Origin of the sequence: Aphanizomenon flos-aquae FACHB-1287, assembly GCF_014698755.1 — a bacterium.
Lineage (GTDB): Bacteria > Cyanobacteriota > Cyanobacteriia > Cyanobacteriales > Nostocaceae > Dolichospermum > Dolichospermum flosaquae.
In genome coordinates, this window is sequence record NZ_JACJTO010000004.1 from 1 (window position 1) to 14573 (window position 14573).

Below are 14573 nucleotides of genomic sequence, written 5' to 3' on the forward strand. Positions count from 1 at the left end.
CTTCTGAATTTGTAAAAGTTTGAATGGGAGAATTTTCTTCTGTAGCTGCTTCTGAATTTGTAAAAGTTTGAATGGGAGAATTTTCTTCTGTAGCTGCTTCTGAATTTGTAAAAGTTTGAATGGGAGAATTTTCTTCTGTAGCTGCTTCTGAATTTGTAAAAGTTTGAATGGGAGAATTTTCTTCTGTAGCTGCTTCTGAATTTGTAAAAGTTTGAATGGGAGAATTTTCTTCTGTAGCTGCTTCTGAATTTGTAAAAGTTTGAATGGGAGAATTTTCTTCTGTAGCTGCTTCTGAATTTGTAAAAGTTTGAATGGGAGAATTTTCTTCTGTAGCTGCTTCTGAATTTGTAAAAGTTTGAATGGGAGAATTTTCTTCTGTAGCTGCTTCTGAATTTGTAAAAGTTTGAATAGATTGATTTGGTAAATTATAATCTGAATTTTCCTGCCTTAATAAACCTAAAGTATTAATATTACTTAGAGACTGTCTTCCTAATGGTGATATAAATTTGGTAGACAAAAAACTTTGTCCAAGAGGAGGAGATGAAAATAAAGGATTTTGTATTCCCAATGGTGTTAAGTTGTTTACGTGCTGGGAATCAATATCATGATTATCTATATTTTGAAATTGACTATTCTCCATGAGTTACTTCCTTATCCTGAGCATAACCTGTGTATATTAATTAAAATTTTTATACAGGATTCATATTTGATTGTTGGAAAAATTAGTAGACTTTAATTTTCTAAAGTATTCTTACATTCCCTTGGTTATTTTCAATCCTTCGTAAGCTAGATTCAATTCCTCTATAGCAACACTGTTCGCACTAGCTTGTAACGAAGGCGCTTTCCAACCAACAGGAATAGCTCTTACTAATGTCCAGGTTTGCATACGATCACCCGCCTGATTAAATAAGATAATATTAACATCTAAGCGTTGTTTTTGTGCACCACTTAAAACCTTACTCACCCATTTCCAAAAACTGATATCATTTGTAATTCCTCTTTTCAGATTAACATCATTAAATTTTGCCTGTTTGAGTAAAACGTGTTGTTGATCATTTAAGCCACCTTCTAAGTAAATTTCCTTGTCTATGGTTACCCCTAGTCCCGAACATTCACTAAACGCCGCACAAATAATGCTATTAACTTCCACATAAAACCGATTGGCTGTAACATAGTTCATTGGATTATTCATTAGAACCCCCTTGTCATATTAATTATCCTACTCTACGCTCTTTTTGTCGATATAAGTCTTCCTGCATAAGTTGGTAAACTCTAGTTCCCAACTCTATTTGCATTTGGCGATTATTAAGAATTTTAGTCACTAATGGTAACAACTTATTATTATCTTCAGTTTCGCTGGTAAGAATTTGCCAAGAGGCTGCATATCCAGCGATAGCGGTCAAGTCTCCTACTGGCTCAAATAATAACTCTATTCCAGGCTCAAAGCAAGATTGGTTTGTTTCCAAAGAAGAAGGCATGAGAATATTGTAATGAACTTACTACTTCTACACTTTAGACAATTATAATATCCAGCAGGAATAAATCAATATTTTAATATATAGCACTTTCCATGCTAGTGATGTACAAAGTTTTTTAGTTGATTTAAGAAACAGAGAACAGGGAAGAAATTAATTTGTACTTCATTAGAATGGGAAACGATATATCCTCTTCACATATTTTTACAAACCCTCGTTTGACTTCCATTAAAATTTAGAATAAAATACATAATCATACTACCTTATTAAGTAGAATAGATAACAATTTACAAACGGAGATAAATGTATGAATTATCCTAAGTATTTAGCTTTGCTGTCTTCAACTTTATTAGTAGCTTTGGTTAGCAGCACCAGTTTACCAGTCATAGGATCTAGTGTTTCTAAAGACATTTTAACTAAACGGGAATCCAGCCGAGCAGTTGCATTAACAAAGAAAGCCAAAAAACCTAGAAGAAAAGTTTTAATGTTTTCTAACCTCAATGTTGTAGCTCCTTCTAATCTTAGTTCACGTTTCGGTGGATTGCGGAGTGAATCTTGCAAGCAACAAGATGATATTATTGCTTTACTACCTGCTGATCAAAAAGCGACAGACTTAAATAAGTCCGGTAAACAGCAAGTTAATGATATTACTCATTTAACTGCTGACCCATATCCAATAGTATTATTTTATCTTCCTCAAAACTCTCCTACTCAAGCACGTTTTTATTTACAGGAAGAAAATAAACGATTTGTTTACTTAGCAGATGTTCAAATGCCTACAGATAATAAGCAAAATGGTATAGTGACTTTAAACTTTTCTGATATTGCTAAAGCTAATAATTTACCAGAATTAACGACTGGCAAAAATTATTCCTGGAAGCTAAAATTTATCTGTGAAAATAAGATTGAGGACATTGATAAGAAATCTCCAGAAATTAGTGGTTGGATTAAAAGGATTGATCTTAACACTTCCTTAAAGAATCAATTGGGCTCTAGCTATATCAATAATCAAGACTCAAAAGATTCTGACGTAATTTCCGAGCAATTAAATCAGACAGAAACAAAAGATTATCCCAGCGTGTACACAAACAATGGTATCTGGTATTCTGCTGTTAGTAGTCTAGCCCAATTACGCAATAAAAATCCAGAAGATTTAGATATTAAATTAGATTGGGAAACTCTATTAAAATCAGTAAAGCTTGAAGAAATTTCTGATAAACCAATAAGAGGTTCAGCTACTATCCAAAAAATTCAAGTAGACAAAAAATGAAAAATATCAAACCAGAAATTTTTACAAATGAGACTTTGCAATCTTTATAATTCACAAAAATCAGACTAATCTCGATCACATCCCATCTCTGGCAACCTTTTCTCTCGACTAATTTGGACTAAATGATCTTTACTTCCACTGCCAATCACTATATCATTCTGGACAATTTTAATATCCAAGCTATAAATTGTTTTTCCGTTAGATAGGTTGCCAATTTCCTTACCATTTCCATTTTTCAATAATAGAGAACGCATACCTCCTTTTGTCAAAGGCCAGAGTCTAATCTTAGCATCATCACCACCACTAACTAAATAACAAGCATTGGCAGTTAAAGATATACTTCGTACAGGTTGTTCATTTTGTCCACTATTCCACTTATCAACAACTTGACCACAAATTTTGCTGTTAGTTTCTAAACAATCTTTGACATTGAAAATTGTAATGTTTCCTTGAGTATTGGCTGTTGCTAATAAATTAGGATCAGATTCTGCTGTGGCTAAAGTGGTAATATAGTCGTCTTTGCCTCCTGGATATGGATATGATATTTGATTAGTTTTATTTTCTGCCCAATTCCAAAGAATTAGCTGGTTATAGCGCCCAGCAATAGCTAGAATTTTCTTATCTTTACCAATAGATTTAATAGAAGATATAGCAAAATTTAGTTGTTTGGTAAGAGGTTTTAACTTGTAAAGGGTGGAATTTCCTGAACCACAATTAGGAGCATTTTGTAAATCCCAACCCCTAACCAAGCCACTACCATGACCACTAAATAGATAATGTGAATCATTACTAAACTCTAACGCTAATACCCGATCATCTTTTCCCGGAGAAAAACAATATTTTGGTTTTTTATTGTCACTCAATAAATCCCAGATTTGGATTTCCCCATTTTCTAACCCAGCGGCTAAAAAGTTATTATCCACAGGTCGTAAACGAATCAATCGTACTGCTTTACCAGTATTACCGATTTGGCGAATTTTAGGATTAGCCCAAAACTTGAAAATATTAAAACCACTAACTCTCCAATTAATCATAGTTTGGTCATCTGATGCACTAATGATATTTTCACCTACACCATTAAATTGGACAGAGTTAACAGCATCATTATGTCTAGTGGGTGGTTTAAATAATAACCACCAGAATAGACATAATAATAAAATCACGCTACCAGTTTGGCACCAATAGGGAATAATGGGTTTAATTAACAATGGGATTTGTTCAACTTCATTGGGTAAATCTAGATTTTCTTCTTGAGACCAGGTAGCTTCAATTGTCGGTGTTATGTATTTGGCTTGACCGAACCAATGTCGAGGACAACTTACTTCTAGATTTAATTGTTTAGTGTCTTTTGGTGGTAAAGGGGATGTTTTTGGAGTGACTAGAAAAGTACAGGGTGGTTGATCTTGATCAACAATGTTTATACCTACTTCATCTTGATAGACATTACTATTATTTTCAAAAATTAGATCATAGGTAACAGAATCAGAACGCCAAAATTTCCAAGCTGGTTTAGCCGTAATTTCTTGAATTTTTTCAGGTTTGTAAACAAAATTCAAACTCCCTTGTGGAAGGATTTTTATTTTTCCTTCTATGCAATCTTTAGGACTATTTTTATGAGTTACTTCAACCTGAAAAGGATAAAGCTTACTAATAATTTGATAATTATTGGGTAGTTTCAGATAAAAGATTTGCTTCCCTTTTTCATCAGGAGCTAATTTTAAATCATATTCGGAAATTCCATCCTTTATCCAACTGTAATCTAAATTTAATAACTTGATTTTCGCCTTTATTTCCTGTTGATTAGGATTATAGATATAAACTGATATATTAAACTCCTGAGTATCAGGAAATTTTTCCAAGTAATCTGGAGATAATTCAATTTTTACCGGTTTTAAAGAAGTTGCTGGTTTAATGTTTAAATCTTTAATAAGTTTTCTAGTGGGTTGATTTGGTGTGGTGCTTGAAAAAACTTCCACCGTAATGGGCAAATTTCCCACAAAACCAGGTTCTGGGGTATCAAAGATTTCTAGAGAAAATTTTGTCAAATCTCCTTGAGGAATCAACTTACTAACTTCTGGACTGACACGATACCAATAATCTTTTGGCTGCTTTTTTCCATAACTTGCTTGTAATTGTAATTGAATATCCGCATAGTCATTAGTATTATTACTAACGGTAACTTCGTATTTAGCAGGTTGTTCTCCTGGGGTTAAGTCAACTTGTTTTGACTCAACTTCAATCTCAATTTGATTGGTTTTCATGTTGTACCTGATAACTAACTAAATAAATGATGACTAAAGGTAATTTTCTTGAGAGTTTAGATTGCTATAACTACTTTACTAATTGGGTAAGTTCTCTTCTGCGCCAAGCAAAATGTAGAATATTCATTCCCATTTCTTGAGCACTACGAATAGTTTCACGAGAAAGAGAAAGATTTCCATTTAATCCCCAAGCAGATGATAAATTACCAATTACAACAATAATTCCTTCACGATTCAAAACCAAAATAGGTTGTTTATTAACACTAGGAAGTTGATTAAAAAGAAATGGTGTTTTTCGTAAAGGATGATTTTCTATCAGTTCGATAGATTCTAAATTAGTTTTGAATTTTTGATTGTAAAATTCAGCTATATTTCTAGTTATGGATTCTAATCTATTTGTAATCTGTCTTAATTCATCCAATAAAATTTCTCGATCATCATTTAATTCTACCTCTTTTTCTGTATCAATGATATCTTGTTGTAATTCTTGTTTAATTTGCATAAATTGTCCAATTTCTTGAGATTGTTTAGAATGTTCTATTAAGATCACACCTCCAGTTTCTAAATATTTCTTTATATCATCAATTTGCTGTTGCTGAAAGTCCTGAAATTGTTGATCAGTTAAAGAAATTAAATCATATTCTAAAAGTGAATTAAGACTTGATTTGTCACTTATTTTTAAAGTGCCTAAAGCAGGATAAAGTTGATCTAGAGATTGTAGTAAATAAGAAAAATTTGATGGTTGAATATCATCAGAGAATACTTCTTGCCATTCCCCTAAATTTGTATAGATAGCAGTGCGAATAATTGATAATGGTCTCCATTTTGCTGGATAACGATAGCGAAAATCTAATTCATTATCTTGAGGATCAAATACATTATCAGCAACTTTGATATTTTTGGGAGCAGTTAGATTAACTCTGCATAGTTCCACCTCATTTTCTTGAGGAGAATCAGTTCTTTCTTTAATTTCATACTCTTCAGTTACCTCTCCATCAAGATTTTTTAATTGGCTAGGCTCTTTATAACTAATCACAAAATAGACAAGTAAAGATTCTCCAGGTATTACCTGAGCAGCAATTACTTTCTCCCGCTCTTGTTCAAGAATAATACAGTTACCATATCTATCAATAGCAATACCCGGTTGAAACTTTAAAACAAATTCATATTCGGTTCTAGTAGCAGTTTTTTTTAAAAGACGTACACCTAAACCACAAACAATCCCAGCTTGATTGAGAGATTGATAATGAAGATTCTGGCGTTGATGATGATAATTATGGGCTATATGCCATTTTTTACTATTGATGAGTAAGCCATCTGTCACTTCAAGACGCTTTAAGGGCTGTTTTTCTGGTTCAGACCAAGGTTTTGTCATAAGACCTCACAGTAAGTGGGAAAATTAGTCTCTTCAGACCTGAGTGGGAAAAGACTCCTGCGGTTAAAACCGCATTTGATATTTTTTCATTATGCCTTGAAGTTGGCAAATTCGGGGTGCTTTTGTAATCTACTTTTAACGGGACAATTACTGATACAAATTTTCCCACTCTGTATGTTTGGCTCAAAAAGCCTCCTATCTCTGGAGTAATGTTAGTTAAATACCTACAGTTTATTAGGCTTGTAACAATGCTACCAATGGCTTTATAACTACAGCACTTCACGGTGTTATGAGTTACATATCTAGCGGGCAAGATGCCCGCACCACAAGAGTTTCATGATTCAACTTTGTACCTCATCAGATCGGAAAACGCTGTATAATCCCTTTTGGGTTAAGTTACTGACGGAATTTAGGTATTGAGGTTAGTGGGTTCAAGATTAATAATATCAATATTAAGTTCATAGGTACAGAAAGCTGGTTTTTCTTGTTCAATAATTTGGCGAACTAACTGTTCATCTATCTGATCTGTCTCTGGATGACGGAGGCGGACAATAAAATGGTAAGGCTTACTACCACCAATAATCGAATTTATTCCCAATTTAGTTTTATCATCTATTTTAAAACCTTGTTCAAAAATATCCTGAATGTCAATATATTCTTCATCTAAGGGTAAACCTGTGTACAGATGGAGAAAAAATCGTAATCCCTTCTTTGTCCCTCTCCATCTATAAATTTCCATCGCCTGATGAATTAGATAGCGTTGGCGCTCTAGGGTGATATTGGGGATAAACCGCCAGCCTACCCAATAAGCCAAAAAAGGCAGCATGGCTTCTGGTGCGGTGCGAGGGTCTAAATAAGCATGAAGAACATCTAAAGCATCAACAACCGGTTCAAAGGTTTGTTCAAAAATATTTAGTAACCGACCAATAAAATCTACTTCTCGATAGAGATCAGGTAAAAAATTGAGGTAAAGACTACGGGGACGCAGATAAAGATGAAAATCTGCCGATTTAACATACAGTTCTGCTGGTAGATTGGTTAAATTTTCTGCAGTTAATCCTGGGTGATCCTGGAAAGTATAACGAATATGAATTCGCCCAAAATAATCTAGGTTAATATATCGATCTGATTGGAAAGATTTTTGAGATTCAAAAAAATCTTCGGGAATTTGACAGCAAAGCCCCGCTTCTATTTTTTTTTGAGGAGCAATTTGGTTATTTTCAATCCGAAAAACATACCAATGATTGGGGAAATTTGTCTCAATTTGAATTTCAAAGTAGATATATTTTTGTTGGCTACGATTTTCTAGTTGGATTAGCATTTCACTAGCTTCTCCTGGATAGATAACTAGATCCTTACTGGTTTTATTTTCTAAGTTGCTTAAAGCCGCAGTCATTGAGAAAGATTGGCCAATTTGTGAACTGTTAGTAATTGGCTCTAACGCAGTTTCTGCTATCTTCATTGGTGTCAGTTGCAGATCTAAAAGTTGAAGATCAGCGGAACTATTTGTGGATAAGTTGACCATCACACCCCCAAAATATTAACTAGAATAAATGCCCTATCCCGACTTTATTTATATTTTTGCAGCTTTTGTGAACTACTAGAAGGTGTTTTGGTTTCCCTTTTTAAATGTAAAAACCCTGAAAATTTCTTTACTCTTCCCTCTTCCCTTTTACTTGTATCGTCATGAAGTACACAGCAATTTATTGACTGTTCCCTGTTCCCTCAAACTAAAGAACTTTGTACCCACAAGCATGGAAACTACTATATACAGACTCATCTCATCACCTCGTCGGGGAGGTGAGAGGCTTCTACTTTCTCCGCTAAAATCTATCGCTTGAAGCGAGAACGTTGTTGACGGCGTTGCTTATGTCTCGCTATGGCTTTGCGCTTTTCTTTCTCCAAAGGTGTCTCAAAGTGACGCTTTTTCCGCATATCTTGGAAAATTCCCGCTTTAGAAACTTCCCGTTTAAATCTTCTTAACGCTGACTCAATACCTTCATTCTCACCTAAAACCACTTGTGTCATTCCTATTCCTCCGTATTTTGAAACAATTTGAAACAATATTAACAGCTAGAGAGCCAGACTTAAATGAGTAATCTCAGAGTCAAAAGACACAGAAATTTTTTAAACAACCAGCTAACATACTAATACTGAACCGTCGCTGAACTCTTCCCTAGGGTCTGACTATCGCTGATATCTCAGTCCTAAACTGTTCGAGCTTCACCCTTACTGAGTAACACTATAAAATATTCCAGCAGCACTTAGCCAGGGGCTGCATCTGCTGGATACTATAGATTTTAATTTTTTTTAAACGGACTTAATAGCGATTGCGATCACGATCACCACCACCGCCGCCGCGTTCTCCACCGCGATTACCCCAATTGCCGCCACCACCACGAGGTCTTTCTTCCTTGGGTTTAGCTTTGTTAACTTTCAACTCGCGCCCCATCCATTCAGCCCCGTCAAGAGCTTCAATAGCTGCGGTTTCCTCGGCCTCTGCTGCCATTTCCACAAAGGCAAAACCCCGTGGACGACCAGTTTCCCGGTCTGTAGGTAGCTGGACACGATTAACTGTTCCATACTCCGCAAAAGCCCGTTTCAGGTCATCCTCTGTTACCTGATAGGACAAATTTCCAACATAAATCGACATAGAGAACGGTCTCCCAAATCAGAGAGTGTAGAGAGTTAGATCCGGAGAGACGCATTTAAAAAAATCTTAAAACGACTTACTCAACCGAAAATAATCCTTGATATCCCCCAGTATAGCACTACATGAGAATATTAACACATAATCAGCAAAATTTCCCAACAAAAATTACAGCATTGTCAGGCGACCAGCCATTATCAATACTGCTTTAGTGGGAAGTAAACCGTGCAAGAATGCTTTGTGCTGCTTGACACAGTAACTCATGATTCTGATAACTACTTGCTAGTAACTCTCCCCATTGATGAATGTCCTCAGTGTTGTATTTTAATGGTGTACAATCAAAATGAGTAAATTTGCCACCTGCTTCTGTGAGAATTAATTCAGGAGCAGCCATATCCCAGTCTTTAGGTGCGGATTTACCAGAAAGGGAAATATAAACATCTGCTTGCTGTTCAACTATTGCGGCAATTTTGCAACCGACGCTACCAATTGCTTTTTGATTTTGACAGGGTAGATGCCGTAAAAGATATTCTAACCTATCGTTACGATGTGAACGACTAACAACTAAAATTAGATCTTCAATATTTTTATGGGAGTTAACTCGCACGGGTACAGCCCCGGTAGAGGTTTCCATAAAAGTTCCATTACCTCTGGTGGCATAGTACAGCTTTTTTGTCTCTGGAACTGCTACTACGGCTAACATTGTCTGTGTTCCTTGAACTAAGGCAATATGAATTGCATATTCCCCAGTTTTGTTGATAAAGTCTCTTGTCCCATCTAATGGGTCAATAATCCATACCCACTCGGAGGGATTTTTCCCCTGTTGTGATTTATAAGTTTCTTCGCTGATATATCCAAAGTCTTGATTACCTAAAGCGGCTTGTAGTTGTGATAAGATATATTCACTTACTGCTAAATCCGCAATGGTGACAGGTTCGTTATTTTTATACTTAATATCTAAATTTGTTTTTTCATCATTACCGTGATAATAAGAACTTAGAAGACTGGCTGCACCCCAACCTACTTCTCTCGCAATTGTTAATATTTTTGTTAGGTCTTTCATAAATTCATCCAATGGCGTGTACCGAAATATTTGCAAGCATTAGTAGCAATATTACCAGCTAAAGCTAGGGCATCAATAAAACTTGTTTGTAAAATATAATTACAGAAAGCACCGTGAAAAATATCTCCTGCTCCTAGTGTATCAACGGTCTGTATTTTGGGTACATTGACTACACCAGACTGACCGCAAGTTAGGTATTGAATGGGATTTTCTCCTTGAGTAATGGCAATATGAGGAATGTTAAAATCTTGCAAGTAGTTAAAAACATCTTGCTGATTTTTGCAGTTAGGGGGATAAAAATTAGCTGAACATAGGGCATAATTTACGAAAGGTAATATTTCTGCAAAACCTGGTTTCCAACTACCACCATCAATGACAATGGGGATATTATGGGTTTTGGCAGTTTGGGCAAGATGAAAACTAATAGCCATTTGATGCCCATCAATTAAGATAATATCAATATTTTCTAAAATATTTGGGGGGATAGAGGTAATATTTGCCTGGGTTTTGACGGCATTAATAGAAATTACGGCTCTTTCTCCTGTTCCTTGAGTGACAATGATAGAAGAAACCGGTGGTGGTGTAATCTGATGAGGATCTAAGTCAATAATAGCAACTTGGCAATTTTCTAAATCTGTACAAATTAGCTGTTTCATGGGGTGAGAACCCAATACACCTAGAATTGTGGCTTTGTTTCCTAAGTGACTGAAGGTAACTGCGGCATTGGTTGCGGGTCCTCCTGCTGCTACAGTATAGTCAGTGGCAACTAGTTTTTGATTGTTTTGGGGGGGAGAGTCCGCGAGATAAATGAAATCTAAGGTAATTAAACCGACAAATAGGGCAGATTTGATCATTGCTAATTGATAAGTTTCTCGAAGTATTAAGTAAATTATAGGAAAGTTTATGAATTTAACTACCCATGATGATGATTTTTATGCTTGGACTCAAGAACAAGCACAACTTTTGAGAACTGGAAAATTTAACCAAATTGATTTTCATTATATTGCTGAAGAAATTGAAGATATGGGACGTTCTGAAAAACGAGAATTAGAAAGCCGATTAGAATTACTACTTATGCACCTACTTAAATGGCAATTTCAGCCTAACTTACGTTCTCGAAGTTGGCAACTAATAATTAAAGAACAACGTTTACGTTTAGAAAAACTTTTGGCAGAAAATCCTAGTCTTAAATCTTTTTTAGCTGATTCTTTAGAAAAAATCTACCAACTGGTTATTATTAGTGCAGAACGAGAAACCGGATTGTCTTCATTTCCCCAAATTTGTCCTTATAGCATGACAGACATTTTTATATCTGAATTTTTGCCTAATCAAGTTAGCTGAGGATAATGATGCAAATCCTAGTAAAATAGTGTTAAGTAAATTCAGAAATGAAATAGTAATTGATATGCAAACTGAACCAAGACCAGGAACACTTTATATTGTCGCTACACCCATTGGTAACTTAGAAGATATGACTTTTAGAGCGGTACGAATTTTGCAAGCGGTGGATATGATTGCAGCAGAAGACACACGCCATACAGGTAGATTACTACAACATTTTCAGGTAAAAACACCCCAAGTTAGTTACTATGAACATAATAGTAATAGTCGTATTCCTGAATTATTAGAACATTTAGAATATGGAAAAACGATTGCATTAGTAAGTGACGCAGGAATGCCGGGAATTTCTGACCCTGGATATGAGTTAATTAAGGCTTGTATTGATAATAATATAACAGTTGTTCCTATTCCCGGTGCAAGTGCTGTAATTACGGCTTTGAGTGCGGCTGGATTACCAACTGATAGATTTATTTTTGACGGTTTTTTACCAGGGAAAAGTCAAAAACGCCAGGAATATTTAACATCTTTACAAGGGGAATCTCGAACTTTAGTTTTTTATGAATCACCCCACAGATTACGAGATACTTTAGCAGATTTGGGAGAAATTTTAGGAAGCGATCGCTCTTTAGTTATAGCACGAGAACTGACGAAATTATATGAGGAATTTTGGCGGGGAACAATTGCCGAGGGGATTACCCATTACCAAGACAAAGAACCTCAAGGAGAATATACTCTTTTAGTAGCTGGAAATCCACCTAGTAAACCTCAACTCACAGAAACCGAATTAAAAAACGAACTATTATCAATGATTAAACAAGGTATTTCTCGTTCTCAAGCCAGTCGTGAGATAGCAAAGGATACGGGTTTATCTCGTCGCTATCTCTATCAACTAGCTTTGACAATTGAACTTAGTAGCTAAGTACAGAGACGGTGATCACAACATGATCTAAAATAATATACAAATGCCCGTAGCAGTGCTCACGCTATCCCTCCAAAGGAGAACATCGTATCATTAAAGTCGTAGTCACTAACCCCCACACCCGCAGGTAAATCTTCAAAACCAAAGGTATTATTCCCAAAACTTTTCAAATGAGCCGCACCGTCGGGGTTAGCTACCCCAAAGCTAAAATAGGCCACAGGTAAAGTTGTGTAATTTTGGGCATTAGCTGGGCTATTATTCGGATTTGCAGCCAAGAAGGCATTAATTGCTTGTTGAATATTACCAGAGAAGTTACCACCATTAGCAATTGCGAAGGGAGAATAGATTTTACCACGAGTGACAACGACATCACTTGCAGCACCACTACTTAAACCCCCTACTCTGACAATAAAGTTATCTACTACTTTACTCAAAGCGGCTTTTGCATAACCGCTTTCCCCAGGTTTAATGCCATTTACAGCCCCCGTTTCATCATCTACCTCATAAAGACCAAACAGATTATTAAAAGCCGCGCTGGTCTGATTTAGGGCATTTTGTAGGGAGTTTTTCACAAGGGATGGGTTGTAGTCAGAAAATCTGTAGGCCAATTTATCCACAATACCAGTTAATGCCCCTGCCTCTTGGGGAATCAGTTTATCACCTGGAGCAATTGAGATTAACTGAGTTGGTGCTACAGTCCCACTTGCAGCTTTAGCTGTAACCGTTACCCTAACATTAGCGCTGGCGGAAAGACTACCATCAGAAACAGTGTAACTAAAGACATCATTACCTAAATAATTGGCATCTAACAGCGTATAGGTCAAATTATTGCCATTAATATCAACTTTGCCATATTTACCGTCGGTTTTGCCAGCTATTTTCAGATTATCTCCATCAGGGTCACTATCATTGTTTAAAGGGTTGATAGTCCCCAAACTTCCTTGACTGACAGATAATTGATCATTTTGTGCAATGGGAGGATCATTTACCGGGGTCAGATTGATTGTGATTGTAGCAGGATCAGATTCTGCTTTTGGAGTACCATTATCAATGGCTGCTATTGTAAATGTGGCAACATTACCATTAGCATTAGCAACGGGATTATATCGCACATTAGCCAGATCATTAACCGATATCTCTTGATTTACGGTTACTTGTTGGCCATTAACAAAAGTTAAGCTTCCAGTGGTTGGTAAACTTATTACCTTAATTGCAATTAAATCATTATTGTCTTCGTCCTGGTATTTACCCTTGTCTTTGAAGTCTCCAATACCAAAACTTATGATTTGATCTTCTTGTCCATTTTGAGTGAAGTTTTGCAGAGTTGGTTTTTTGTTAGGTGCAGAATCATCATTAAAATTGAAGTCATTTGCTCTCAGAATATTAGCCTGGATATTCTTTAATATCCCCAAGCTTTTAACACTACTACCTATATTGGCTTTAACGGTTGTATCAGAACCCGTTTGTGTCAAGATCAGATTAGCAAAGTTTGCAATTTCTGGGATACCCTCAATAATGATCTTATCTTCACCTTGGGTAAAATCTAAAACTTCAATGGCTACTTCGGGAATTGCTGCACTAGCAAGATAAAATTTATCTACTCCAGTACCTCCGGTTAGTTTACTACCCTTTACCCCTCCAAACAGTAAATCATCACCAGACCCACCAAATAGCTGGTCACTCCCTAATCCCCCAACCAGAATATCATCACCTTCATTACCATTTAAGATATTATTTCCGGTTAGATTAGATACATCTAACTTATCATTACCAATTCCACCATTAAGGGTATTACTACCACTACCTCCAGAAACAGTTAGTGTATCGTTTCCAGATTCACCACTAAGGATATTATTACCACCTTCTACTACAAATAACTGATCATTGTCTTCTCCCCCTTCAAGAGTGTTAAAACCAGAACTACCTAAAGCATATAAGCTATCTGTTCCAGCACCACCTTTCAATGTATCCTGATTGTTACCAACAAGTTTATCATTGCCACTACCACCATCAAGTAAATTACTTCCTTGACCATTAGAAGCATCTAAAATATCATCTCCTTCAAAACCAAATAATTGGTCATTCTTTTTAGCTTCTAAGTTATCTTGACCAGAAGTCCCATTAATAATCATAACTTTTCCCCGATTAACTACTGACTAATAAATTCTAGGATGTATTGGTATTTTTTAAGCATAAGTATTTACCATGCTTAAAACCTG

General features: G+C 35.8%; 14 protein-coding genes. 3 read left to right on the plus strand and 11 right to left on the minus strand.

What is annotated here, in order from left to right; all coding sequences use genetic code 11:
* The 3 genes from H6G44_RS02940 to H6G44_RS02950 all read right to left on the minus strand — a co-directional run.
* A partial coding sequence (locus H6G44_RS02940) for a hypothetical protein (protein ID WP_390802641.1) occupies nt 1-640 on the minus strand: 640 nt, incomplete at its 3' end.
* Between the two features lie 111 nt (nt 641-751).
* Nucleotides 752-1192 carry a phage tail protein gene (locus H6G44_RS02945; protein ID WP_190384981.1) on the minus strand — a complete coding sequence of 147 codons (441 nt, stop codon included), beginning with the start codon at nt 1190-1192 and terminating at the stop codon, nt 752-754.
* Between the two features lie 22 nt (nt 1193-1214).
* On the minus strand, nt 1215-1478 hold the full coding sequence (locus H6G44_RS02950; protein ID WP_190384980.1) for a hypothetical protein: 264 nt from the start codon (nt 1476-1478) through the stop codon (nt 1215-1217).
* Between the two features lie 304 nt (nt 1479-1782).
* Here H6G44_RS02950 and H6G44_RS02955 point away from each other — a divergent pair, with 304 nt between their 5' ends.
* Nucleotides 1783-2745 carry a DUF928 domain-containing protein gene (locus tag H6G44_RS02955; protein WP_190384979.1) on the plus strand — a complete coding sequence of 321 codons (963 nt, stop codon included), beginning with the start codon at nt 1783-1785 and terminating at the stop codon, nt 2743-2745.
* A gap of 65 nt (nt 2746-2810) precedes the next feature.
* Here H6G44_RS02955 and H6G44_RS02960 read toward each other — a convergent pair whose 3' ends face one another.
* The 7 genes from H6G44_RS02960 to H6G44_RS02990 form a co-directional block, all read right to left on the minus strand.
* Entirely contained in the window at nt 2811-5006 is a 2196-nt protein-coding gene (locus H6G44_RS02960; RefSeq protein ID WP_190384978.1) for a hypothetical protein, read from the minus strand.
* A gap of 70 nt (nt 5007-5076) precedes the next feature.
* Nucleotides 5077-6381, minus strand: coding sequence for a DUF4159 domain-containing protein (locus tag H6G44_RS02965; RefSeq protein ID WP_190384977.1), 1305 nt, complete (start codon nt 6379-6381; stop codon nt 5077-5079).
* A gap of 409 nt (nt 6382-6790) precedes the next feature.
* Complete coding sequence (locus H6G44_RS02970; protein ID WP_199291689.1) at nt 6791-7906, minus strand: phage tail protein; 1116 nt, start codon at nt 7904-7906, stop codon at nt 6791-6793.
* A gap of 305 nt (nt 7907-8211) precedes the next feature.
* Nucleotides 8212-8409: a 30S ribosomal protein S21 gene (rpsU, locus tag H6G44_RS02975; RefSeq protein ID WP_015078697.1), complete on the minus strand. Its 198-nt coding sequence runs from the start codon at nt 8407-8409 to the stop codon at nt 8212-8214.
* A gap of 292 nt (nt 8410-8701) precedes the next feature.
* A complete protein-coding gene (locus tag H6G44_RS02980) occupies nt 8702-9034 on the minus strand; it encodes an RNA recognition motif domain-containing protein (protein ID WP_190384976.1) in 333 nt (110 codons plus the stop codon).
* A gap of 205 nt (nt 9035-9239) precedes the next feature.
* Nucleotides 9240-10094: a 3'(2'),5'-bisphosphate nucleotidase CysQ family protein gene (locus H6G44_RS02985; RefSeq protein ID WP_190384975.1), complete on the minus strand. Its 855-nt coding sequence runs from the start codon at nt 10092-10094 to the stop codon at nt 9240-9242.
* Nucleotides 10091-10948: a sugar kinase gene (locus tag H6G44_RS02990; protein WP_190384974.1), complete on the minus strand. Its 858-nt coding sequence runs from the start codon at nt 10946-10948 to the stop codon at nt 10091-10093. Before H6G44_RS02990 ends, H6G44_RS02985 begins: the two co-directional genes overlap by 4 nt.
* Before the next feature lie 49 nt (nt 10949-10997).
* Here H6G44_RS02990 and H6G44_RS02995 point away from each other — a divergent pair, with 49 nt between their 5' ends.
* Both H6G44_RS02995 and rsmI read left to right on the plus strand, forming a co-directional pair.
* On the plus strand, nt 10998-11435 hold the full coding sequence (locus H6G44_RS02995; RefSeq protein WP_190384973.1) for a DUF29 domain-containing protein: 438 nt from the start codon (nt 10998-11000) through the stop codon (nt 11433-11435).
* 64 nt (nt 11436-11499) lie between these two features.
* Nucleotides 11500-12354, plus strand: coding sequence for a 16S rRNA (cytidine(1402)-2'-O)-methyltransferase (gene rsmI, locus H6G44_RS03000; protein ID WP_190384972.1), 855 nt, complete (start codon nt 11500-11502; stop codon nt 12352-12354).
* Nucleotides 12355-12413: 59 nt separating this feature from the next.
* Here rsmI and H6G44_RS03005 read toward each other — a convergent pair whose 3' ends face one another.
* Nucleotides 12414-14486, minus strand: a complete 2073-nt coding sequence (locus H6G44_RS03005) for an Ig-like domain-containing protein (protein WP_190384971.1) — start codon at nt 14484-14486, stop codon at nt 12414-12416.
* Nucleotides 14487-14573 lie beyond the last annotated feature (87 nt).

What these genes read in the sequence shown, in the direction of transcription:
- H6G44_RS02945 (WP_190384981.1), bottom strand. Translation starts at nt 1,192, where the DNA reads ATGAATAATCCAATGAACTATGTTACAGCCAATCGGTTTTATGTGGAA.
- H6G44_RS02950 (WP_190384980.1), bottom strand. Translation starts at nt 1,478, where the DNA reads ATGCCTTCTTCTTTGGAAACAAACCAATCTTGCTTTGAGCCTGGAATA.
- H6G44_RS02955 (WP_190384979.1), top strand. Translation starts at nt 1,783, where the DNA reads ATGAATTATCCTAAGTATTTAGCTTTGCTGTCTTCAACTTTATTAGTA.
- H6G44_RS02960 (WP_190384978.1), bottom strand. Translation starts at nt 5,006, where the DNA reads ATGAAAACCAATCAAATTGAGATTGAAGTTGAGTCAAAACAAGTTGAC.
- H6G44_RS02965 (WP_190384977.1), bottom strand. Translation starts at nt 6,381, where the DNA reads ATGACAAAACCTTGGTCTGAACCAGAAAAACAGCCCTTAAAGCGTCTT.
- H6G44_RS02970 (WP_199291689.1), bottom strand. Translation starts at nt 7,906, where the DNA reads ATGGTCAACTTATCCACAAATAGTTCCGCTGATCTTCAACTTTTAGAT.
- rpsU (WP_015078697.1), bottom strand. Translation starts at nt 8,409, where the DNA reads ATGACACAAGTGGTTTTAGGTGAGAATGAAGGTATTGAGTCAGCGTTA.
- H6G44_RS02980 (WP_190384976.1), bottom strand. Translation starts at nt 9,034, where the DNA reads ATGTCGATTTATGTTGGAAATTTGTCCTATCAGGTAACAGAGGATGAC.
- H6G44_RS02985 (WP_190384975.1), bottom strand. Translation starts at nt 10,094, where the DNA reads ATGAAAGACCTAACAAAAATATTAACAATTGCGAGAGAAGTAGGTTGG.
- H6G44_RS02990 (WP_190384974.1), bottom strand. Translation starts at nt 10,948, where the DNA reads ATGATCAAATCTGCCCTATTTGTCGGTTTAATTACCTTAGATTTCATT.
- H6G44_RS02995 (WP_190384973.1), top strand. Translation starts at nt 10,998, where the DNA reads ATGAATTTAACTACCCATGATGATGATTTTTATGCTTGGACTCAAGAA.
- rsmI (WP_190384972.1), top strand. Translation starts at nt 11,500, where the DNA reads ATGCAAACTGAACCAAGACCAGGAACACTTTATATTGTCGCTACACCC.
- H6G44_RS03005 (WP_190384971.1), bottom strand. Translation starts at nt 14,486, where the DNA reads ATGATTATTAATGGGACTTCTGGTCAAGATAACTTAGAAGCTAAAAAG.